Source organism: uncultured Lactobacillus sp. (genome assembly GCF_944327175.1).
In the GTDB taxonomy this organism is placed as follows: domain Bacteria; phylum Bacillota; class Bacilli; order Lactobacillales; family Lactobacillaceae; genus Lactobacillus.
The window spans coordinates 50,552-72,229 of the sequence record NZ_CALVGT010000032.1 but is presented as its reverse complement, the minus strand read 5'-3'; the positions used below and the strand labels follow the sequence as shown (position 1 = coordinate 72,229).

The 21,678-nt window shown below is 50.9% G+C and carries 19 protein-coding genes; 15 read left to right on the top strand and 4 right to left on the bottom strand.

Features of this window, described 5'->3' with window-relative positions:
* The first annotated feature begins 1 nt into the window (after nucleotide 1).
* The 7 genes from Q0J41_RS04690 (at nucleotide 2) to Q0J41_RS04660 (ending at nucleotide 11,303) form a co-directional block, all read left to right on the top strand.
* Nucleotides 2-3,559, top strand: coding sequence for a DEAD/DEAH box helicase (locus tag Q0J41_RS04690; protein WP_296226850.1), 3,558 nt, complete (start codon nucleotides 2-4; stop codon nucleotides 3,557-3,559).
* 121 nt (nucleotides 3,560-3,680) lie between these two features.
* Nucleotides 3,681-4,028 (top strand): 50S ribosomal protein L19, encoded by a 348-nt coding sequence (rplS, locus tag Q0J41_RS04685; protein ID WP_003612033.1) that lies wholly within the window; start codon nucleotides 3,681-3,683, stop codon nucleotides 4,026-4,028.
* 122 nt (nucleotides 4,029-4,150) lie between these two features.
* Nucleotides 4,151-6,079, top strand: coding sequence for a TerB N-terminal domain-containing protein (locus Q0J41_RS04680; protein ID WP_296226840.1), 1,929 nt, complete (start codon nucleotides 4,151-4,153; stop codon nucleotides 6,077-6,079).
* Complete coding sequence (locus Q0J41_RS04675) at nucleotides 6,079-7,401, top strand: ATP-binding protein (protein ID WP_296226839.1); 1,323 nt, start codon at nucleotides 6,079-6,081, stop codon at nucleotides 7,399-7,401. Before Q0J41_RS04680 ends, Q0J41_RS04675 begins: the two co-directional genes overlap by 1 nt.
* A gap of 21 nt (nucleotides 7,402-7,422) precedes the next feature.
* Entirely contained in the window at nucleotides 7,423-9,657 is a 2,235-nt protein-coding gene (locus Q0J41_RS04670) for a DEAD/DEAH box helicase (protein ID WP_296226838.1), read from the top strand.
* A 56-nt stretch (nucleotides 9,658-9,713) separates the two neighbouring features.
* The gene (locus Q0J41_RS04665) at nucleotides 9,714-10,247 is read left to right on the top strand and encodes a hypothetical protein (RefSeq protein ID WP_296226836.1); all 534 of its coding nucleotides are present in this window, start codon (nucleotides 9,714-9,716) and stop codon (nucleotides 10,245-10,247) included.
* Between the two features lie 195 nt (nucleotides 10,248-10,442).
* A complete protein-coding gene (locus tag Q0J41_RS04660) occupies nucleotides 10,443-11,303 on the top strand; it encodes a transporter substrate-binding domain-containing protein (protein ID WP_296226834.1) in 861 nt (286 codons plus the stop codon).
* Nucleotides 11,304-11,414: 111 nt separating this feature from the next.
* Here the strand turns inward: Q0J41_RS04660 and Q0J41_RS04655 are convergent, their stop codons facing one another.
* Nucleotides 11,415-12,263 (bottom strand): GRP family sugar transporter, encoded by an 849-nt coding sequence (locus Q0J41_RS04655; protein ID WP_296226832.1) that lies wholly within the window; start codon nucleotides 12,261-12,263, stop codon nucleotides 11,415-11,417.
* 199 nt (nucleotides 12,264-12,462) lie between these two features.
* Nucleotides 12,463-13,083 carry a transcriptional repressor LexA gene (gene lexA / locus Q0J41_RS04650; protein WP_296226830.1) on the bottom strand — a complete coding sequence of 207 codons (621 nt, stop codon included), beginning with the start codon at nucleotides 13,081-13,083 and terminating at the stop codon, nucleotides 12,463-12,465.
* Nucleotides 13,084-13,238: 155 nt separating this feature from the next.
* Between lexA and Q0J41_RS04645 the strand changes: the two genes are divergently transcribed.
* The 4 genes from Q0J41_RS04645 (at nucleotide 13,239) to Q0J41_RS04630 (ending at nucleotide 17,466) form a co-directional block, all read left to right on the top strand.
* On the top strand, nucleotides 13,239-13,475 hold the full coding sequence (locus tag Q0J41_RS04645; RefSeq protein ID WP_296226829.1) for a DUF896 domain-containing protein: 237 nt from the start codon (nucleotides 13,239-13,241) through the stop codon (nucleotides 13,473-13,475).
* A 112-nt stretch (nucleotides 13,476-13,587) separates the two neighbouring features.
* Nucleotides 13,588-13,812: a YneF family protein gene (locus Q0J41_RS04640; protein ID WP_296226826.1), complete on the top strand. Its 225-nt coding sequence runs from the start codon at nucleotides 13,588-13,590 to the stop codon at nucleotides 13,810-13,812.
* A gap of 110 nt (nucleotides 13,813-13,922) precedes the next feature.
* On the top strand, nucleotides 13,923-15,683 hold the full coding sequence (locus Q0J41_RS04635; protein WP_296226823.1) for an ABC transporter transmembrane domain-containing protein: 1,761 nt from the start codon (nucleotides 13,923-13,925) through the stop codon (nucleotides 15,681-15,683).
* On the top strand, nucleotides 15,676-17,466 hold the full coding sequence (locus tag Q0J41_RS04630) for an ABC transporter ATP-binding protein (RefSeq protein WP_296226904.1): 1,791 nt from the start codon (nucleotides 15,676-15,678) through the stop codon (nucleotides 17,464-17,466). Before Q0J41_RS04635 ends, Q0J41_RS04630 begins: the two co-directional genes overlap by 8 nt.
* A 50-nt stretch (nucleotides 17,467-17,516) precedes the next feature.
* Here Q0J41_RS04630 and Q0J41_RS04625 read toward each other — a convergent pair whose 3' ends face one another.
* Nucleotides 17,517-17,951: an ACT domain-containing protein gene (locus Q0J41_RS04625; protein WP_296226820.1), complete on the bottom strand. Its 435-nt coding sequence runs from the start codon at nucleotides 17,949-17,951 to the stop codon at nucleotides 17,517-17,519.
* Between the two features lie 139 nt (nucleotides 17,952-18,090).
* Between Q0J41_RS04625 and Q0J41_RS04620 the strand changes: the two genes are divergently transcribed.
* Genes Q0J41_RS04620 through Q0J41_RS04605 form a run of 4 tightly spaced genes read left to right on the top strand, consistent with a single transcriptional unit; the run spans nucleotide 18,091 to nucleotide 20,920 of the window.
* Complete coding sequence (locus Q0J41_RS04620) at nucleotides 18,091-19,239, top strand: homoserine dehydrogenase (protein ID WP_296226818.1); 1,149 nt, start codon at nucleotides 18,091-18,093, stop codon at nucleotides 19,237-19,239.
* Nucleotides 19,232-19,726, top strand: coding sequence for a hypothetical protein (locus Q0J41_RS04615; RefSeq protein ID WP_296226816.1), 495 nt, complete (start codon nucleotides 19,232-19,234; stop codon nucleotides 19,724-19,726). The genes Q0J41_RS04620 and Q0J41_RS04615 overlap by 8 nt, the downstream gene beginning before the upstream one ends.
* Nucleotides 19,727-19,729: 3 nt before the next feature.
* Nucleotides 19,730-19,933, top strand: a complete 204-nt coding sequence (locus Q0J41_RS04610) for an ACT domain-containing protein (protein WP_296226814.1) — start codon at nucleotides 19,730-19,732, stop codon at nucleotides 19,931-19,933.
* The gene (locus tag Q0J41_RS04605; protein ID WP_296226812.1) at nucleotides 19,934-20,920 is read left to right on the top strand and encodes an aspartate-semialdehyde dehydrogenase; all 987 of its coding nucleotides are present in this window, start codon (nucleotides 19,934-19,936) and stop codon (nucleotides 20,918-20,920) included.
* 80 nt (nucleotides 20,921-21,000) lie between these two features.
* Here Q0J41_RS04605 and Q0J41_RS04600 read toward each other — a convergent pair whose 3' ends face one another.
* Nucleotides 21,001-21,615 carry a 1-acyl-sn-glycerol-3-phosphate acyltransferase gene (locus Q0J41_RS04600; RefSeq protein ID WP_296226810.1) on the bottom strand — a complete coding sequence of 205 codons (615 nt, stop codon included), beginning with the start codon at nucleotides 21,613-21,615 and terminating at the stop codon, nucleotides 21,001-21,003.
* Nucleotides 21,616-21,678 lie beyond the last annotated feature (63 nt).

The following is a 21,678-nucleotide window of genomic DNA, read 5'->3' as shown; positions in this document are numbered from 1 at the left end:
GATGACGCTGCAATGGAGGAAGCTTTTTTCCAACCGGATCCTGGACCGGGGAAGGGACTATTGGAAAAGGGACTGGGTCTACGCGCCCAGCTACAGCGACTTGCCGGCTGGCATCCACTGCCGGGTCGGCAAGCCCGGGCAGAGCTATGACGTAGAAATCGACTTCTCTGATGACTGGAGCGAGATCAAGTGGATGGACTGTGACTGCCCATACGCTTCTGAAGGCTACAACTGCAAGCACGAGGCAGCCTGCTTATACGCCACGGAGCTTTTTATCGAAGGGATGCAGGCCATCCAGGAACCCTTGACCAGTGATTTGCCGGCAAGTGACCGTAAAAAGCGGCAGGAAGAGATCATTGAAAAGGTCTACGGCCTGGGCAGAAAATACGTCAATTATATTTTTGATCCTGGTAAAATTCTTGCATCAGTTGACTTTGATCCTGTCCTTTGGGAGCGGATCTGGGATAATCCGGCCCTGGCCCACTTGGTTGCTGTTAACCTGGATGACAGCCAGGCTCATGCTGACCAGCCCCTTTTAACGGTTACCGGCTTCAGCCATTTCGCCAACCGCGGTAACGGGGACAGGGTCAGCGTTAAAGTTGGCCTTAATAAGGTGATTGAGCTGAATTGCAATTTTAGCGAATGCAAGCAGGATGAAATTATCGGCCCCTGCCGGCATGAAATTGCCCTCCTGCAGAAGCTGGTTTTGATGATTATGCGGGAAAACCCGGGTGAATTAACTGACTACCAGGCAGGCCGCGCCTTGGCCCGGGCAGAGATGCTGGAAGAATTTGACCGGGATGCTTTAGAGGACGTGAAGCTTTTGGCCCAGCTGGAAAAAGAGCCGGGCGGGTCCCTTTCAGTCAAGTTTAAAGTTGGCCAAAAGCGCCTTTACGTGGTCAAAAACATCCAGAATTTTGTCGACGACGTTTTAAGCTGGCGGCCAATGTCCCTGGGCAAGGAAGAAGTCTTGGTGTCACCAGATTCTTTTGACCCGGCCAGCCAGCGCCTGTTCAGCTTTTTGGCCACCATCGCGGCAGATGGGGCGGAAATTTACGGGAAGTCAAAAAGGAGCATTGAGATTGCTTCCGGCCGGATTGACGGCTTTTTCGCGGCGGTTGAAGGCAGCGAAGTCGAAAATTTGGACAATAAGCAGGTCGTTCCTGCCAAGCGGGGCGAACTGGAGAAAGCTGAGCTTGAGATCGACGTATACGGGAGCCGGGGGATCAGCATTACCGGGATTTGCCCGCCGGTACTCCGGGGGATCCGGGCCAGCTATCAGCTGACAGATGAGGCATTTATTGCCGGCAAGCTTGGCAACATGCTGTACGCCCTTTTTGGCAATAAAGAAAATATTGACGTGTCCTTTGACATAAACCAGCTGAGCCAATTCAAGGCCACTGTCCTGCCCCTTTTGAAAAAATACAGCAACTTGACTATTAGTCAGGCTGCCCAGCAGCTTTTGGAAGAGGCAGGAGGCCTGGAAAAGAGCCAGCTGCGCCTGGATGTAGAGGGCGATGATGTAGTTGGCCAGGCCCGGGTCTTTTACCAGGGCAAAGAGCTCCGCTTGGGCGAAAGCGGGGAGAGGGCAGTTAAGCGGGACTGGTACAAGGAAAAGAAGCTGGCTGAGCTTTTGGAGAAATATTTTGACCTGGAAGACGGCGACTGCCGCTTGGATAAAGGGGATGACGACGCGGTATACCAGCTTTTGGAAGGGATGCCGAAATTGCTTGCCGCCTTTGATGAAGTTGAAGTTACTCCAGCCTTTAAAAAGCTCAAGCTTAAAGACAGGCTGAATCTGGCTTTTGGCCTTTCCTTAAGTGACGGGCTTTTGCGCTTGGATCTGCAAAGTGAGCTGACGCCAGAAGAATTAGCGGAGGTCTTCAGCCAGTACAAGGACCGGAAGAAGTATATCCGCTTGAAGAACGGCAGCTTCCTTAATCCAGCCAGCCAGGACTTGGAAAAGCTGGCCCTTTTAGCTAAAAACTTAGATTTAACCGCTAAGGATTTTGGCAAAGAGCAGCTGGAAATGCCGGCCTACCGGGCCCTTTACGTTGACCAGCTCTTAAAAGAGCAGGAGATGGGTGAAATTGAGCGCGACGACCACTTCCAGCAACTGATCGACGATTTTGACCAAAAAGAAGCGTCACTGGAATTGCCAAAGAGACTGGAGAAGATTCTCCGGCCCTACCAAAAGACCGGGACTGCCTGGATGAACCGGCTGGCCCAGCATGGCTTTGGCGGGATTCTGGCGGATGAAATGGGTCTGGGCAAGACCTTGCAGGTGATCAGCCTCCTGGCCAGTCAAAAGGGCCAGCCAAGTTTGATCGTGGCTCCGGCCTCCCTGGTTCTGAACTGGGAAGCTGAGTTTAAAAAGTTTGTCCCGAAAATGAAGACCCTGGTTTTAGCCGGCTCTAAGAAAGAGCGAAGCGAGCAGCTGGCAGATTTAAAGGATATCGACGTTGTGATTACTTCTTATGACCTGCTTAAGCGCGATATTGCTAACTATGCCCCGCATACTTTTGCCTATGAAGTAATCGATGAGGCGCAGATGATCAAAAATCCGCGGACAGCCGCGGCTAAGGCCGTTTCCGTCGTCAAGGCCAAACACTGCTTTGCCTTGACCGGGACACCAATTGAAAACCGTTTGAGCGAACTGTGGAGTATTTTTAACTTCATCATGCCGGGCTTTTTAAAGAGCTACCGGGAATTTAAGAAGGATTTTGAAAGCCCGATCGTTAAAGAAGATGACCAGGACTGCCTGACCCGGCTCAGTCAGATGGTTGGCCCCTTTATCCTGCGCCGCTTGAAAAAAGACGTCCTCAAGGACCTGCCATACAAGCTGGAGGAAGTCCGCTATGTCGGTATGGGCAAGGAGCAGAGAAAGCTCTATGACGCTGAAATTGCCCGCTTGAAAAAGAAAGTCATGGCTGAGGATGATGAAGGCATCAAGCGCGAGCAGATTCAGATTCTGGCAGCATTGACCAGGATCAGGGAAATCTGCTGCGACCCGGGCCTGCTTTATGAAGACTACAAGGGTGAATCTGAAAAGCGCCTGGCCTGCGTGGACTTGATCAAGAGCGCGATTGACGCGGGCCACAAGGTCCTGCTTTTCTCCCAGTTTACCAGCATGCTGGACCTGCTAGCAGAAAGCCTGAAGGCAGAGGAAATCGGCTTTTTACGGATCGATGGCCAGACCCCTAAAGCCAGACGGCTGACTTTAGTCAACGTCTTCAACCATAAAGACAGTCCGGCTAAGGTCTTCTTGATTTCCCTTAAGGCCGGGGGGACGGGGCTCAACTTGACCGGGGCGGATACCGTCATTCACTATGACCCATGGTGGAACGTGGCGGCCCAGAACCAGGCAACTGACCGGGCCCACCGGATCGGCCAGGAAAAGAAGGTAACGGTCTACAAGCTGATTGCCAAGGACACGGTTGAAGAAGCTATTTTGGACTTGCAGGAAGCTAAGAGCCAGCTGGCGCAAGGCATCTTGACGGCAGAGTCTGTTTCCAGCACCAGCCTGCAAAAGGAAGACTTGCTCAAGATTTTGGACTAAAGAAGCTTGCTTTGCCTGGCCAAAGATGGTATTCTATTAGACGTGGTATTTTACCAATAAAGATTAGGGGTGTTCCGCTGGCCCAGAGAGGTTGATGAATGCCGTAGAAGGAGAAACAATAATGGATCCATTAATTCAAGAATTGACTAAAGAACAACTTCGTGACGACATGCCTGAATTCCGTGCCGGGGACACTGTTCGTGTTCACGTACGTGTTGTTGAAGGTACTCACGAACGTATCCAGATCTTCGAAGGTGTCGTAATCAAGAAGAAGGGTACTGGCATCGGTGCTACTTACACTGTTCGTAAGATTGCTTCCGGCGTTGGCGTTGAACGGACTTTCCCAGTTAACACTCCACGTGTTGCCAAGGTTGAAGTTACCCGTCACGGCCGCGTACGTCGTGCTAAGCTTTACTACTTGCGGACTCGTAGCGGTAAGGCTGCTCGTATCGCAGAACGTCGTCGTTAATTCTGACAACGAATCTGAAACTGCTTTGCATTTTGCAAGGCAGTTTTATTTTTGCGCGTTTTGGAACTAACGTTCGAAAAATCGTGCTATAATTATGATAAAAACAGCAAGGAGGGGCAGGCATGCGCTTGGCGGAAGTAGCCGACTACATTCAAAGCAAATATGATATTGAGGCTAGCTACGTCGACCTGGCCGGGCAGACCTTGGCTGCCGTCACGGTCCCAGGAGCAAATGAAAGCTTTGCCCTGCTCCTTAAGAAGGACGGCCGCGAAACGGTTGAACTGAAATGCGGGTCACTGGCTAAGTTTTTGGCTGGCCAGCCTGCTTTTGGACCAGCGGTTTTTATGCAGGACCCGGCCTGGATCAGTGTTGATTTAACAAATCCTGCTTTAAACGACCGCTTCTTTTACAAGACCCTGGATTCTGCCTACCAGAGCTCCCGGCCCTTGGAAGTTGTAAAAAATGAAGATGTAGATAGGCAAGATAGCAGCCAAGAACATGAAATCTACCTGCTGGATGATGAGGGAGAAGACTTCCAAGAAGAAGTGATCCCTAAACGGCCAAAGCGGCCGGCTTTTTTCAAAGACAGCGACTTTGACCGCCTGCTGGCTGAAAAGGGCAAGCCCGTGGTCCCGGAAGGGATCAAGCAGATGCAGGAGGCTTACGACTATCTGGCAGTACCCCGCCGGGAGAGCAATTTTTACCGGCAGGGGATGCTGATGGCAAATTACGAGGATGATTTTGCCAAAATGGTCCCAATTAACAAGCAGCGGCCAGTCTACCATGATCTGACCGTCGACCAGTTGCGGTCCTATTTTTCCTGGCGGACCAAGTTCCGGCAGGGCAAGTACAAGCCAGCTCCGGCTCCCTATGTCTATTTGCTGGCCAGTGAATTAGTCTGCCAGATTGGGGTTAAGGATAAAGCTGATGGCCTCCGTCAACTCCGCCTTCTTTTTGCCAAGTGCGCGGAGCAAAAGGATATTTCCACTAGCTGGCAGCAAAAGCATATCTTGCAGAACTACCTGGTTTATTACGGCTTTTCCCTTGATCAAATCCGCCCGGCTTTTGCAGACGAGCTGATGCGGGGGGAGGTTTATCATCATCTCTTGTCCGGTGAAGCAAGCGGGCAGGAACTCTACCAGGCCATTTGCTGCTTGTCTTCTTATTTGCCTAAGAACAATCCCTTGCTGAAAAAGGAACCGGAGAAGTTTTATGAACTTTTAGCCCAGGTCTGGCAGGAAGTCCGCCTTAACCCTTATCAATTGCTTAAGCTTTTGGTCGGGGAAAAAACGACCTTGCCGGTAGAAATGTTTGCTGATACAGTTTTCTTCAGCCTTGATCCGGTCAAAGAAGCTGAGCTCATTTTAGCTCCTGGCCTTGTCTACCGCTGCCAGGGCGGGCAGTGGAGTAATGAAGTCTACTGGCCTTCCAGCCGGCAGAGACAGATTTTGGCCAATTTCATGCATGAATTTGACCGCTTGAGCCGGCAGGCCTTTAAGCAGGGACGGGCCTTGAAAGAAAAAGACCTGCCTCCCGCTTTTAAGCAGGCAATCGTACAAGGAATTGCTGACTACCAGGAAATCCTGGTAGAAAGGGCCCGGCCAAAGGTTAAGATCAATCTGGCCAGCCTGGACCAGATCCGGGCTGACGCGGCTGAAACCAAGGAAAGCCTGCTGACTGAAGAAGAACGGCAGCTGGAAGCCGAAGAAGCTGAAAGAATAGAGAAAAATTCTATCGAGAAAAGTAAGCAAGTACCTAAGTCTTCTGCTACAGAGGAAAAGATGACAAAGGTTATCGATGAATCAGCTGCTAGTGACCTGGGCTTAGACGAGAATGAAGAGCAGCTGCTTTTGGCTCTTTTTTCCGGCCAGCCCTACCAGGACTTTTTACGCCAGCGGCACCTGCTCTTAAGCGTGGTCGTGGACCAGATCAATGAGAAGATTTTTGACGAAATCGGCGATGCCGTAATCGACTGCGATGGCCAGAAGGCGGAAATCGTGGAAGATTACCGGAGCGACCTTGCCGACTTATTAGGGATTGAGGAGAAATAGTGGAGCAAAAGAAACGGATTCCCAAGCGGATTGCCCAAACGGTTATCAGTTCACTTAAAGGCGGGGTAGTGCCCCGGATTGGCCTGCCATATATCACGGTGGGCCGGAAGGCGGAAATCGCGGCCCTTTTACACGACGTTGACTTAGTCAAAGAAGGAGGGGCCTCCTTCCGCTTTGTCGTGGGCCGGTACGGGTCAGGCAAGAGTTTTTTGCTGCAGACCATCCGCAACTACGTGATGGACAGAAATTTTATCGTCTTAGATGCCGACCTGTCCCCGGAACGCCGCCTGCAGGGCAGCAAGGGCCAGGGCCTGGCCACCTACCGGGAACTGATCCAGAACCTGGCCACCAAGACCCGGCCGGAAGGCGGAGCCTTAACTTTAGTCCTGGACCGCTGGATCAACAATGTCCAAACGGCAGTAGCCAGCAAAATTCCTTTTGATGACCCCGGCTTTCAGACAGCTGTTGACCAAAAGATTGTCAGCCAGATTTCTTCTTTGAGCGAAATGGTGCATGGCTATGACTTTGCCCAGCTCTTAGAGCGCTACTACCATGCCTACCTGGCTGGCGACGAAGACAGCAAGGGTAAGGTGGTTAAATGGTTCAGAGGGGAATACCGGCTGAAAACAGAAGCCAAGCAGGACCTAGGCGTCAACATCATTATTTCTGATGAAGACTGGTACGAGTACCTGAAGCTTTTTGCCGTTTTCTTCCGCCAGGCCGGCTATAGTGGCATGTTTATCATGGTCGATGAATTAGTCAACCTCTACAAGATTCCCAACGCCATCTCCCGCCAGTACAACTATGAAAAGCTACTCAGCATGTACAATGACGCCATGCAGGGCAAGGCCAAGTACCTGGGCATTATTATGGGGGCCACGCCCCAGGCAGTCGAAGACCGGCGGCGGGGAGTTTACTCTTACGAAGCCCTCAGGTCCCGCCTGGCCGAAGGCAAGTTTGCCAAGGAAGGGCAGCGGGACCTGTATGCTCCCGTGATCCGCCTGGAACCCTTGACGGCAGAAGAAATGCTGGTTTTAACGGAGAAACTGGCCGACATGCATACCAGCCTTTATGGCTATGAGCGGACGATCAGCGAAAAGGACTTGGCTGACTTTATCAAGATTGAATATGCCAGAGTTGGCACGAGCAGCATGATCACCCCAAGAGAAATCATCCGGGACTTTATCGAGCTCTTAGACATTGTCTTGCAAAATCCTGGTCAGACCGTGCAGAGTCTTTTGACAGACGGGGACTTTGCTTACACTGAGCCAGATGCCGTCTCTGATGAAAAGGCCAGCGACTTTGCTGAATTTACTATTTAGATTTATTTAGGGAAGTTTTTTATGGATACTTTTTCCCGCTATGCTCCCTTCATCCAGGACTATATCTATTCCCGGGGCTGGGAGACCCTGCGGCCTTTGCAGACGGCAGCGGCCCAGGTGATTTTTGCTACTAACGACAATTTGCTTTTGTCGGCTTCGACTGCTTCCGGGAAAACCGAAGCAGCCTTTTTTCCCATCTTGACAGATTTGGCGGAAAATCCGGCTGACTCCATTGCCTGCCTCTATATCGCTCCTTTAAAGGCCTTGATCAATGACCAGTATGACCGGTTAAAAGACATCTGCGAAGACAGTGATGTCCCGGTTTGGCGCTATCATGGGGATGTTTCGGCTTCTCAAAAGCGGAAAATGTTCAAAAGGCCCCAAGGGGTCCTGCAGATAACGCCGGAGTCTTTAGAGAGCCTCATGATCAACAAGCACGCGGATATTCCCCGCTTATTTGGCGACCTCCGCTATGTTGTCATCGATGAGCTGCACTCCTTTTTAAGAAGCGACCGGGGCGGGCAGACCTTCTGCCTCTTAGAGCGCTTAAACCGGCTGGCTGGTGTTAAACCACGCCGGATCGGACTGTCAGCTACGATCGGCGATCCAGGAGCAGCTGGACAGTTTTTAGGTGCGGGTTCGGGCCATCAGACCAGGATCCCTAAGGTGAAAAGTCAGCCCCAGCGCTGGCGCTTGTCAATGGAGCACTTTTATAAAAGCGGTGACCAGGCTGGAGACCATTCTGCCCTGCCGGCCCAGGCCGTTTTGGATCAAGCCAGCGACCAGGCACCAGAATTAGCTGACCCGGGCCTGGCCTATATTTTTGACCATACCAGGGGGAAAAAGTGCCTGGTCTTTACTAACAGCCGGGAAGAATGTGAAGCTGTCTGCCAGGTTCTTAGGCAATATTGCGAATATAAGCATGAACCAGACCGCTTCATGATCCACCATGGCAACCTGTCCGCGGCCCTTAGGCAGGGGGCAGAGGCCATCATGAAGGACGAAGATGCCAATATTACGACCTGCGCGACGGCTACCTTGGAACTGGGTATTGACGTCGGTCAGCTGGAGCGGGCCTTTCAAATTGAAGCCCCCTTTACCGTTTCCGGCTTTTTGCAGCGGATGGGACGGACTGGCCGGCGGGGCAATCCAGCAGAGATGTGGTTTGTCATGCGCGAAGAGCAGGCTGAAAGCCGGGCCATGCTGCCAGTTTTGCTCCCTTGGTCGCTTCTGCAGGGGATAGCCCTGGTTGAGCTGTATTTACAAGAGCGCTGGGTTGAGCCGCCAAGAGACCACCAATTACCTTACAGCCTCCTTTACCACCAGACCATGAGCACTTTGATGGCCGGCGGGGAGATGAGTCCGGCAGAACTTGCCTCCCGGGTTTTGACCCTGTCCTACTTCCGCTGGGTCAGCCAGGATGACTATAAGGTTTTGCTCCGCCACTTGATCAAGACCGACCAGATTCAGCTGACGGAAAATGGCGGTTTGATCGTTGGCCTAGCCGGCGAGCGGGTGACCAACAATTTCAAGTTTTACGCCGTTTTCCAAGAAAACGAGGAATACAGCGTCCACGCTGAGTCAGAAGAACTGGGGACGATCGTTAAGCCCCCGCCTTTGGGTGAAAAAATCGCCATCGCCGGCCATGTCTGGGTGGTTGAAGAAATCGACCGCCGCCGCCGGCAAGTCTACGTCCACCAGGTTAAAGGCCGAATCCCGGCTTATTTTGGGGATGTAGCTGGTGATATCCATCCCAAAGTTCTCCAGCAGATGAGGACGATTCTGGCAGAAGAGAGGCAGTACCCCTACTTGATGAAAAACGCGGCTGCCCGCTTGAGCGAAACGAGAGCAATGGCGCAAGCTGCCTGCCTGCCAGATAAGCAGCTGATTAACCTGGGGGCTAAGACCTACTGCCTTTTCCCTTGGACGGGTTCTTACGCTTTTCTGGCCCTAGAGCGCTTCTTGCGCCTTAAATGCGCAAGCCGCTTAGGGCTCAAGAATTTTGACTCAGTCCGGCCATACTACATCCAGTTCAGCATGGATGTCAGTGAAGGCGAATTCTACCAGATTCTGGCTGAAGAAGCTGCTAAAGATTTTGACCCTTTGGATTTGCTTTATCCTCAGGAAGTGCCGGTTTTTGACAAGTATGATGAATACCTACCAGATGACCTGGTCAGAAAAGAATTTGCCTATAGCGTCCTGGATTTGGCCGAAATGCGGCGGGCAATCGGAGAGATTACGAGACAAAAGGACTGAAAAAGATGTACAATAATGTCTAATAATCAAATCTCGTTTTTTTAGAAAGGGCATTTATGTCAGTAAGCAAGCGTCCGATTTCCAGTTTTCAAGAATTAGAAACAGCCGCTGATGACAGCGATGAGATACATTTTAAGTTAAACGGCCAGCAGTGGCTTTTAGTTGATGACGGCAATCCCTTGACCCCGGCCAGCAAGACCTTGATCAACTGCGATTTGCCGGATGAGCAGCAGTTTTTTGCCAATACTGAGGAATTTCTGACCTGCCAGATTGCGGGGCAGTCCCTGGCTGACTGCTGGCCCCGGATGAGCGAGGTAGCTGTCTGGAGCGTTCAGTTTGACAGCCTGGAGGAATTTGTCCAGGCGATTAAAGACGGCTGCGATATTCAGTTTTCTTTAGCCGGCCGCCAATACAGTCTGGGCCAGTCCAGTGAACGAAAGGTCTACCGGCAGCTCACCTGGCGCTTGGAAAAAGGCGGGCAGTTGAAAGTGAAAAAATTTGCTGACCTGGACCAGCTCTTAGCCTTTGAAATTGCCGGGCAAAGCCTGGGCAAGCAGTGGTCAGCCATGAAAAATGTAGATTACGGTTGATTTTAATTTGCATTTTTTCAGTAGAAAAAACTCCAGGAAAAGGCTTTACTTTTCTGAAATCATAATTTTTCAAAATTTTTACCAGGCCTGGCTTAATAAAATAAGAAAAAGTGACTTTTAATATAAACAAAAGAAACTTTCTTGAATATCGGGTATAATGTTAAATAGATCCGATATGATAGAAAGATGAAAAACATGAAAAGACAGCCGCAAACAATCAAGAGAATCATCCAGGCCTTGGCCTGTGGTCTGCTGCTTTTGCTAGCGACCAGCCTGACCGCCTGTTCTAGCAAGCAGGAGAACAGCTATGCCCGGGCCAAGCAGTCCAAGCAGATTACCTGGGGGGTCCGGCCGGATACCAAGCTCTTCGGTTTGACCAACATCAAGACCGGCAAGATCGAAGGCTTTGAAATCGACCTGGCCACGGCCATCACCAAGCAGATACTTGGCCCTAAAGGCAAGGCTGTCTTCCGGCCGATCACGGAAAAGACCCGGATCACCCTTTTGCACAACGGTTCCCTTGATGCGGTCATTTCAACCATGACCATCACCAAGGAGCGGATGAAGGTGATTGACTTCTCTGACGTTTACTTTAACGCCAACGAATCCATGATCGTTAAGAAGTCCAGTAAGATCAGAAGCATTGCTGACTTGAATAAAAAGGGAGTCGTGGTTATTGCCATCAAGGGGACCGACGTGGCCAACCAGGTAGCCAAGCTGGCTCCAAAGGCCAGCGTCAAGCAGTTTGACGACTACGGGTCAGCCTTCAACGCTTTAAAAGCCGGGCAAGGGGACGTCATGATCGATGACAACGGGATTTTAGCTGGTTTGATCGCTGATACTCCGGAATTCACCTTGACTAAGGCCAGTTTGGCAGAGGAGCCCTACGGTATTGGGGTTGAAAAGGGGCAGACTGAAATGCGCCAGGCCATTAATAAGGCCTTGAAGAAGCTGCGGACCAGCGGCAAATACGACCAGCTGGTCAAGAAGTGGTTCGGCAAGGTCTCCGGCTTTGACGTTAAGCAGGCAGAAAGCCAGAAGGTCAAGATTCAATAGTGAATCAGAACAAAACAGAAAGCAAAAAAGCTGGGAGCGTCTGCTCCCAGCTTTTTTGCTAGCACGTAAATTTTATATTTGTAGTTTTGTTTTTATCTCTAACTAAACTTTTTAAAGGATAGCGCCGACAACGATCAGGCAAAGGCCGGCAAGCGTCGCGACCAGTTCTTTGCCTTGCTTGCGTTCGCCCAGCAGAGTCATCCCGCCGATAGTGGAGATGATCACGCTCAGCTGCCCGTAAATGAAGGCGTTAGTTACTCCGTTGACTTGGGCGGAGATAATGTAGGTGTAAGCCGCGATACCGAAGCTGATACCGGCGAAGAGGTCAAGATAGCTGGCCTTTTCCTTGAAGGCAGCCTTGTTGCCGCTGAAGGCCAGGTAGGTCACAGACCCCAGCAGGATCCCCATGGTTTGCGGCAGGAACATTGATTCAGCATCCGCCGTAATCGTCTTCGGGAAGGCGGAGTAGGCCAGGTAGCCGACCGTGGTCAAGACCAGGAAGAGGATATCCTTGTTGGTGGTCTTTTGAGTGAAGTCGTCGCCCTTTTCAGTGTAGGCGGTCAAGATGACGCCGGCCATGATGATGATCAGGGCAATGATCCCGAAGATAAAGTCGTTGCTGGTTTTCCATTCACCGAAGATCAAAGCCCCGATGATGGTGTTGCCGACCAGCTGCAGGCCAGTTGAGATCGGCATGGTCTTGCTGACCCCGATCCGGGTGAAGGAAATAAACTGGCCGATTTGGCCGATGGTCCATAAAGCACCGGAGAGAAGGGACAGGAAGAAGACAGGCATGGACATGGCCGGATGCTGGCTTAAAGTCACGATGATGCCGACGATAGTGGCACCCATGCCGACGCCTAAGATTTGGTTAGCCGGCTTGCTGTTAGGAACCTTGTTGACGATCCAAGGCATAACCCCCCAACCAATGGCTGGTAGAAAAGCAATGATGATATTCATTAATTGAAAACCCCTTTAACTAATAATTTGTCGAATAGTTACTAGATTAACGGAGTTTTAGGAAAATAGCAATAGAAAACGCTATGAAAATGTCAACCGTTTTCAGAAAACGGTTAAAAGAAAAAGATGATTTGCATAAAACAAAGCATCTTTTTCGAAAAATATTAGTCAATATTGGTCACTTACCGGCAATATTGAATTAATCAATATTTGTTCTGTAAAGGCCAACAACCTTGCCCAAAATTTGCACATGGTCCAAAATAATTGGATCCATGGCATCATTTTCCGGCTGCAGGCGGTAGTGGAGGTCTTCTTTGTAGAAGCGCTTGACCGTTGCTTCGCCGTCATCAGTCATGGCGACCACGATTTCCCCGTTCTGGGACGTGGTCTGCTTGCGGACGATGACATAGTCCCCGTTCAAGATACCGGCATTGATCATTGAGGTGCCGTGTACCCGGAGCATGAAGAGCTCACCGGCATCACTGGCCAGGTTCGGCGGAAGCGGGAAGTAGTCTTCCACGTCCTGGACAGCCAGGATCGGCTGGCCGGCGGTAACAACCCCGATGACCGGAATATCTTTAGGCTTGATGCCCAAGGCGTCAAGGCCGGCGTGGGTGATTTCCAAAGCCCGGGGCTTGGTAGCGTCCTTGATGAGGTAGCCTTTGTGCTCCAGTCTGGTCAAGTGGCCGTGGACAGTAGAGGTTGAGGACAGGCCTACAGCCGCGCAGATTTCCCGGACAGTTGGCGGGAAGCCCCGGTTTTCAACAGTGTCGTAGATGTATTGCAGAATTTCTAATTGTTTTGAGTCGTGAGTTGCCATAGTTACTTTTCCTTCGTCAAAAATCTTATTGTCGGTTATTATTTATTTTAGCAAATATTCGGGAAGTTTGCAAACAGGCGTTCTAGGCTTAAGACTTTTTTTATTTTTACAAAGCGAGTACACTATTCTTATCACAAGAAAGGCGGCTATATTTTATGGCAGAATCAGATCAAGTAAGACAAAGAATCAATGAATTGTACAAGAAGAAGCAGGAAAGCGGCTTGACAGAAGCTGAAGAAGCTGAACGCAAGGAACTGCACAAGAAGTTTATCGCCAATTTCCGGGCGGGCTTCAAGCAGCAGCTGGACAGCCTCGTGATTGTTGACGGCAAAGGCAAGGATGTTACGCCGGAGAAAGCCAAGCAAATTCAGAAGGAAAAGGGTCTCAGATAAGATTTATCCTTTAAAAATGGTCTAAAGTTTTGTAAGATAGTATTTGTGTGACTAACGAATGCATCTCCGCTGAGGCGGATAACAAATAAAGACCAATGGAGGTTTAGCGATAATGAATTTAGGTTTGGCGATTTTCTTGATTATTTTGGCTGCTCTTCTGGGTGCGGTTGCCGGTTTTTACGGTGCCCGGACTTACATGAAGAACTACTTTAAGAAGAATCCCCCAATTACCCGGGAAATGGTTGAAACCATGATGTCACAAATGGGCCAGAAGCCTTCAGCCAAGAAGGTAAACCAAGTGATGAACATGATTAAGCACCAGTCAGCCAAGAACTAGGCTGGTCAGCCATAGAGCACTAGGGGAATCCTGGCGCTCTTTTTTTGCGGGCTAGGGGAATTAGAAAAGAAGGAAAAAAAATAAAACCGAAATAAAAGAGGGAGGAAAAAATGGATACTTTCAGCAAGCTGGGCTGGTTCTTTAAAGCCCACCGCAAGCGTTATGCCTTAGGGATTACGGCCTTAATCCTGACCTCGGCAGCCAACCTGGTCCCGCCGCGGATCCTGGGCATGATGGCTGACCAGTTGGATACGGGGAAAATCAGCTGGCAGCAGTTTTTTAGCTATGTTTTGGCAATTTTGCTGGCGGCTATGGCCCTGTACGTTTGCCGCTATTTCTGGCGCAAGCAGATTTACGGCGGAGCGGCAATTTTGGAAAAGGAACTCCGCGGCCGGCTCTTCTGGCATTTTCTGCAGATGGACCGGACCTTCTTCCAGCGCTACCGGACCGGGGACTTGATGGCCCGGGCGACCAATGACGTCCAGGCCGTGCAGAACGTGGCCGGTGACGGGATCTTGACCTTGATCGACGCGATTTTTACCGGGGGGACCACCTTGCTGGCCATGATGATCCTGGTAGACTGGCGCTTGACCCTGGTTGCCATGCTGCCGCTGCCCCTTTTGGCTTTTGGTGCCCGTTATCTGGGCGATCGCCTGCACGATGCTTATATGGATTCGCAGGCGGCTTTTTCCCGCTTGAACAACAAAACTCAAGAATCCTTGTCCGGGATTAAGGTCTTGAAGACTTTTGGCCAGGGAAAAGAAGATGCGGAAGCTTTTAACAAGATGACCTATGAAACAGTAGATATCAATAAAAAGGTCTTCCGGATCGACTCACTCTACGATCCGATGATTACCATGATCATCGGGATCACCTATATGATCACCATTATTTACGGTGGCCGGCTGGTTCTCAGCAAGACGATCAGCCTGGGCCAGCTAATTTCCTTTGTTTCCTACATTGGGGCTATGGTCTGGCCGATGTTTGCCATTGGCTACCTGTTTAACGTTCTTGAGCGGGGGAGTGCCAGCTACGATCGGGTCATGAGCCTGCTCAATGAAAAATCTTTGATCGTGGACTCGGATTCAATGGACAAGGAGCAGAAGCTGACTGGGGATTTGCGCTATCACGTGACCTGTTTTGCTTACCCGGATGAACCAGACAAGAATGCCTTGGGGGCAGTGGACTTTGACTTGAAAAACGGGCAGACGATCGGCCTGGTTGGCCGGGTCGGGTCAGGCAAGACGACCATTATCCAGCTTTTGATGCGGGAGTTTGATAACTACAAGGGCCGGATCACTTTTGCCGGCCACGACATCCGGCAGATTCCCCTGGACGTCTACTTGAAGGAAATTTCCTACGTTCCCCAAAACAACTTCCTGTTCTCCATGTCGGTCAGAGACAATATTGCCTTTGCCAAGCCGGAGGCCAGCCAGGAAGAGGTAGAAGCCGCGGCTAAAAAGAGCGCCCTTCACGACGATATCCTGGCCTTTTCAAATGGCTATGAGACAATGATTGGAGAAAACGGGGTTTCCCTGTCAGGCGGGCAAAAGCAGCGAATGTCGATTGCCAGAGCACTTCTGCATGACAGCGAAATCTTGATCTTGGACGATGCTTTGTCAGCTGTTGACGCTAAAACTGAGAAGGCGATCCTGACCAACTTGAAAAAAGAGCGGGAAAAGAAGATCACCGTCATTGCTGCTCACCGCTTAAGCAGCGTGATGGATGCTGACATAATCTTGGTAATGCAGGACGGGCAGGTGGCAGAAAAAGGGACACATGAAGAATTGCTGGCCAAGGGGGGCTGGTATGCCCGGATGTGGCAGCGGCAGGAACTGGCTCAGAAGGTAGGTGAAGATGACGATGAATAATGAAGACTTCCAGTCAATCTGGCAGCAGCCGATTTCGACCAAAGAACAGGGGCAGATTTTAAAGCGGCTATGGACCTTTGTCTGGCTTTACAAGGGAGAATTACTGGTTGCCGTCTTAGGGATGGTGGCAGTTTCCGCGATTAACATGCTCTTGCCAACCTGGCTGCAGTATTACATGGACCATTATCTAAAAAGCGGCCGGGTTGACTTTAGCACGGTTTATTATGTTGCCTTGATCTACGGCATTGGCGTAGTATTTAAGTCGGTCTGCCAGTTTACCTATGAATACCTTTATGCCCTGGCCGGAGAAAAGGCCCTGGAAAAGGTTCGCCGGGTCCTTTATGCAAAAATTCACACCCTGGGGATGCGGTATTTTGACCAGACTCCAGCCGGGTCGATCTTGTCCCGCGTAACCAATGACACGATGACCTTGGGCAGCTTCATGCAGGTTTTCGCTGCCTTTCTTTTAGGGATCGTCTCCATGGTAACCGCCTTGATCGCCATGTATATGGCTGACCCGGTGGCCGGGGGGATCGTGACGGCCTTTATGCCACTGATCGTTGGGGCAATCTGGCTTTACAACCGGGTCAACTCCAAAATCTACCACGAATACCGGGCCCGGAACTCCTTGATCAACACCAAGCTGGAAGAAAGCATTGCCGGTATAAACGTAATTCAGCAGTTCCGCCAGGAAAAGCGGATAGACGATGATTTTGAAAAAATCAACCGCCAGCAGATGCAGACACGCTTTAAGCTGATCAGAACCAACGGCCTGCTCTTGTCGCCGTTTACGGCTCTGCTCTATTCTTTGGCCTTGACCTGCGTGTTAGTCTGGTTCGGCTACCCCCTCCGGGCAACTTTTGTCCCGGCCGGCATGATCTATGCTTTTGCCAACTACGTGCAGAACTTTTTTAATCCCTTGTCGGACATGATGAACTCGTTGACTTTCTTTACTGACGGGATTGTAGCCGGCAAGCGGATCTTCAAGATTTTGGACCAGGAAGAATACGAGCCTGAGCAAAAAGAGCTGGCTGACGCTAAGATCACAGAAGGGAAAATCGAGTTTAAGCACGTGTCGTTTTCATACGATGGCAAGCATGACGTTCTTCACGATATATCCTTTACCCTTAATCCAGGTGAGACCTTGGGGATTGTTGGCCATACTGGGTCAGGCAAGAGTTCGATCATCAACGTGATGATGCGTTTTTACGAGTTCCACGATGGCCAGATCCTATTGGACGGGACTGATATCCGGGACTTTACTAAGGCAGAACTGCGGCAGAAGCTGGGCCTGGTTTTGCAGGAACCTTTCATGTTCTACGGGGATGTGGCTTCCAACATCCGCTTGTACAATGACAAGATCACTGATGAGCAGATTGAACAAGCCGCCAAAACCGTCCAGGCAGACCGCTTTATCGAAAAATTGCCTGGAAAATACCAGGCCAAGGTCATTGAAGGCGGGTCGGAATTCTCCAGCGGGGAAAGACAGTTGATTTCCTTTGCCCGGACCCTGGTAACCAATCCTAGGATTTTGATTTTGGATGAAGCAACCGCCAACGTGGACACGGAAACGGAGAGCCTGATTCAGGCAGGTCTTAAAAAGCTGCGCCAGGGCCGCACGACCCTGGCCATTGCCCACCGCCTATCGACGATTGCTGATGCTGATCAGATCATCGTTTTGGACAAGGGGAGAATCGTCGAACATGGCAAGCACGCGGAATTGCTGGCGCAAAAGGGCTACTACTATGATCTTTACACCCTCCAGCAAAACCGTGAAAACTAAGAATGAATTAAAGCAAAATAAAGAGCGCGTTCATCTGACGCGCTCTTTTATTATTCTAATCCAGCGAGCTGGAGATTTTTGACAAAGGGCAGGGACTGCAAATCGCCCAAAAGGGTGTTGAGGTCACCTTCAAGGCCGCTCAAATCCAGGGACATCAAGACACTGGCATGGCTGGCCAAAGGAATGGCCTGGGAAATGGTCAAAACCGAGGCCTGGTGGCCGGTAACACAGGTTAAAACGGCTGACAGGGCCCCGGGCTGGTCAGCTAAAAGCAGGGAAAAGACCGCCTGCTGGCCCCTTGAAGGGTCCTTGGCTCTAAAAACATAGTCTTTATAGCGGTAGTATGTATTGCGGGAGATGCCGACCCGCTCAGTCGCCTCGGTGACTGTGGCTGCTTCCCGGCTGTCCAGCATTTCCCTGGCCTCCAGGACCTTCTCCAGATAGTCGGGCAGGATCTTTTTATGAACGTAAAAATAGTCAGTCATGGCAAATCCTCCTTTGACAAATTGCTTTAATTTTTGTTTAATAATAACTAACTTTTCCCTTGTCAAGCCTTGCGGATAATGATACTATGTTTTTAATTCAAAAACAAGTGTCCCTAAATTAGAAACAACGGAGGCGGGTATGCAAATTGCGATCTTAGGCCGCGGCGTGGTTGGCGGGGGTATTGTCAAGCTGGTTGAAGAAGCTGAAACTCCTCTTTTGCGGAAGATTAAAATTAAAAAAATCCTGGTGCACAGAGATGAACAGATCCTGGATGACCAGCATACGACTGACTTTGAGGAAATCGTGAGTGATCCGGAAATTTCAGTGGTTTGCGAGTGTATCGGAGGGTTAGAACCGGCCCACAGCTATGTTAAGCGGGTCCTGGAAGCCGGCAAGCACGTGGTGACGGCCAATAAGAAGATGCTGGCGGTCTATGCCGGCGAGCTCTTCGATTTAGCCAGGCAGAAGGGCCTGGTATTGGCCTATGAGGCCAGCGTTGGCGGCGGCATCCCCTGGATCGACAGCATCAAGCATATCCAGCGCTTGGAGCCGGTTACGGCCTTCCAGGGGATTTTTAACGGGACCAGCAACTACATCCTTTCCCAAATGGCAGAAAAGGACCTGGACTTTGCCGCTTGTTTAAAAGAGGCCCAGGAACTAGGCTACGCGGAAAAAGATCCCAGCGATGACATCGACGGCGGGGACGTCTGCTACAAGGTCTGCTTGTCAGCATTGACTGCTTTTGGCAAAATTGCTGATCCAAGCCAGGTTGACCAGTGGGGGATACGGCATTTGACCAAGGAAGACTTTGCCTGGGCCAAGGCAAATGGCCGGACCATCAAGTTGCTGGGCCGGGGCCGGCAGGCAGGTGAGAAGCTGTCCTTGCAGGTTTTGCCGGTCATGCTAAAAAAGACCAGCCTTTTAGCCGGAGTAGGCCTTAACTTCAATGCCCTGGAAACTGATTCCGCCTCCCTGGGTCCGGCAACTTTTGTCGGCCAGGGGGCGGGGCCCTTGCCAACCGCCCACGCTGCTGTCCAGGACCTCTTGGATTTGGCTGAAAGGAAAAAGGAAATCGTTGCAAGCAGCCAGCCGACCCAGCTGACTGATGAGGAAGAGCAGACCTTTTACCTGCGGACTGACCGGGCGGATTTTTTCAAGGATGCAGTAGCAGAAAGAATCAGCGAAAAGGCATTTCTGACCAAAAAGCTGACTTTGCCGGAAATTTCAAGCCTGGTCAAGGAAAGCGGGGACCCGGCAGCCTTTTTGGCGGGAGTGGCAGATGAGTAAAGCAGTCAAATTCGGCGGCTCTTCAGTCGCCAACAGCGAACAGTTTAAGAAGGTCAAGCAGATTATTCTGGCTGACCCGGACCGCGAGTATGTGGTCACTAGCGCCTGCGGCAAGAGCGGGCAGGAGGACCATAAAGTCACTGACCTCCTCTATCTCTGCGCGGCCCACATTACCTACGATGTCAGCTATGAATCGATTTTCCAGTCTATCGTAGAAAAGTACATGGAAATTAAGCGCAGCCTGGGCCTCAAAATCGACCTGGGCAGGGAATTTGCCAAGATCAGGCAGAACTTGGCCCAGAATTTGAACCTGGACTATCCGGTTTCCCGTGGCGAATACTTGACCGGTCTCTGCCTGGCTGAATACTTGGACGCGGACTTCATTGACGCCAGCCGGGTGATCCGTTTCCATTATGATGGTTCGATTGACCTGGACAAGTGCCAGGAATTGTTAAAAGTCCAGGTCGAAGACCAGCAGGCCATGTAGGCCGTGGTTGGCCGGGCCATGCGGCAGATGCCTGGTATGTCGGGCAAGATTTTGTCAACTCTGGGTGACCAGCAGATCAACATCCGCACCATCAGCCAGGCCTGCGACGAGCAAAGCATCGTCATTGGCGTCAATAACCAAGACCTGGTGCCGGCAATCAAGGAAATTTATCAGCAGTTTATTAGTGAAGAAAGAGTGGAAAGATAAATGAAAATTGGTATTTTAGGAGCTACAGGGGCCGTTGGCCGGCAGATGCTGGAATGCATTGAAGAAAGACAATTGCCGGTTGAAGAACTACGCGTTTTTGCTTCCGAGCGCTCCAAGGGCAAAAAACTGCCCTTTGCTGGCCAGGAATTGACCCTGGAAGTGGTCAGCCAGGAAAGACTGAATGGCCTGGACTACGTTTTGGGGGCAGTTTCCAACAGCTTGTCTAAGGAATACCGGCCCCTGGTCGAAAAGAGCGGGGCAGTCTACATTGACAACAGCTCAGCCTTCCGGCAAGAAGACGGCGTGCCTTTGGTAGTTCCTGAAATTAATGGCCAAGATGCCTTAGACCACCACGGCGTGATTGCCAATCCCAACTGTTCAACCGCCATTACCTTGATGGCTCTGGCACCGATTGCCAAGTTGTCCCCGATTAAGGCTATCAATGCCTGCACTTACCAGGCCGTTTCTGGCGCTGGCATGGGCGGGATCAGCGAACTGAAGGATGAAGTAACGGCATTGACCAAGGGCGAGAGCGTGGAAGCCAAGGTCTTCCCGGCCCAGATCGCCTTTAACGTCATCGCTGACATTGGTAGTCCTTTGGAAAACGGTTATACGACTGAAGAAATGAAGATGCAGAATGAAGGCAGAAAGATCTTGCACTTGCCAGACTTGTTGGTGACCTGCACCTGCGTCCGGGTCCCGGTCTACCGGTCCCACTCAATTGCGGTGACGGTTGTCACTGAAGAACCGGTCTCAGTTGAAGCTGCTGAAAAAGCCATCGCGGCTTTTGACGGCGACCTCCTGGTTACTGATCACACGCCGACGCCATTGGAAAACTCCAACAAAGATATCGTGCAAGTTGGCCGCCTGCGCCGGGACTTGACTAACCCTAACGGCCTTACTCTCTGGTGCACCGGTGACCAGATCCGGAAGGGGGCGGCAACTAACGCTGTCCAGATTATGGAATACCTGGAAAATAACAAGTAATAAGCAAGAGTAGAAAAAGCATAAAGAAAAAGGATTGAGCGCCATACTCAATCCTTTTCTTGTTGTTTTGTCATCTTTAATTATTTAGCTTCATAGTGGAAATCCGGATCCAGTTCCTGGTCGATCTTTTTCCAGGCGTCTTCCAGCTGCTGATTGTAGGCAGCTTCAGTTTCCGGGGTCAATTTGGTCTTGCGGTCGATGACGATTGGGTCGCCAAAGTTGATTTCCATGCCCTTTCTTTGCAAAACTCCCTTAAAAGTCAGCGGGCCTTGGTAGACTGCCGGAAGCAAGGGGCGGCCGGACATTCTGGCGATAACCAGGGCGCCGGACTTAAGGGAGGCTGAGTGCCGAGTGCCGGAAGGGAACATGATCAAAGACAGGCCTTCAGACTTTAGGCCTTTGACCGGTATCTTGATGACGGAAGGACCTGGGTGCTTGCGGTTGACCGGGAAGGCGTGGGCATTGTTTAAGATCCAGCGGAGGATCGGATTTTTAAACAGCTCCTGCTTGGTCATGAACATGAATTCCGTAGGGCTGGCGGCCAGGGCGAAAAGAATCGGCTCCCACCAGTTCCGGTGCGGGGCAACTAAAATATAGGTACCTTCTGGCAGTCTTTCCTTGTGGTGGACATGCAGGTGGCCGTTTAAGACCCAGACGATGAAGCGGGCGATCGGTCTGAAAATACGATAAAGCATAAAAGAACCTCCAAATGATGTAGAATAAATTATAACACATCTAAGAATAAGGGACGGGCTTCA